This is a genomic window from Sinorhizobium sp. P24N7 (genome assembly GCF_042436655.1).
GTDB classification, from domain to species: Bacteria; Pseudomonadota; Alphaproteobacteria; order Rhizobiales; family Rhizobiaceae; genus Sinorhizobium; species Sinorhizobium meliloti_A.
In genome coordinates this window covers 1-454 of sequence record NZ_JBHMIW010000127.1, presented here as the reverse complement: position 1 = coordinate 454, position 454 = coordinate 1, and the positions used below count along the sequence as shown (strand labels likewise).

The window sequence follows — 454 nt, the reverse complement described above, 5'->3', positions numbered from 1 at the left end:
GGGTTGGTTGGCTATCTGCTGAGTCACGAATCGTGCGAGATGACCGGCGCGCTCCTAGACTATGACCAGAACGTGCGCGGCGCCTGAAAGATCGCAGGACATTCAATATGAACGAACAACCCGACATCGTCATCATCGGCTCCGGCATGGGTGGGGCCACGCTTGCCGCTGGTCTTGCCAGCAGTGGTGCCCGGATCGTCATCCTCGAACGCGGCGAAGCCATTGTCGATACGCCGCAGGCGCGTGACGCCAGAGCCATTTTTATCGACAAGCACTTCCGGACCACCGAGCGTTGGCAGGTCGGCAAGAAGCAGGTTCGCCCCAGCCACTACTACTGCGTCGGCGGCAACACGAAGTTTGATGGCGCCATTCTTATGCGCTATCGCCGCGACGAGTTTGGTGAAAAACAGCATTTCACCGGAGTCTCGCCCGCGTGGCCCTTCTCCTATGAAAC

General features: G+C 59.3%; 1 protein-coding gene. It reads left to right on the top strand.

The window, feature by feature from the left end; genetic code table 11:
* Positions 1-107: 107 nt before the first annotated feature.
* A partial coding sequence (locus ACFHWW_RS34270; RefSeq protein WP_379943837.1) for an FAD-dependent oxidoreductase occupies positions 108-454 on the top strand: 347 nt, incomplete at its 3' end.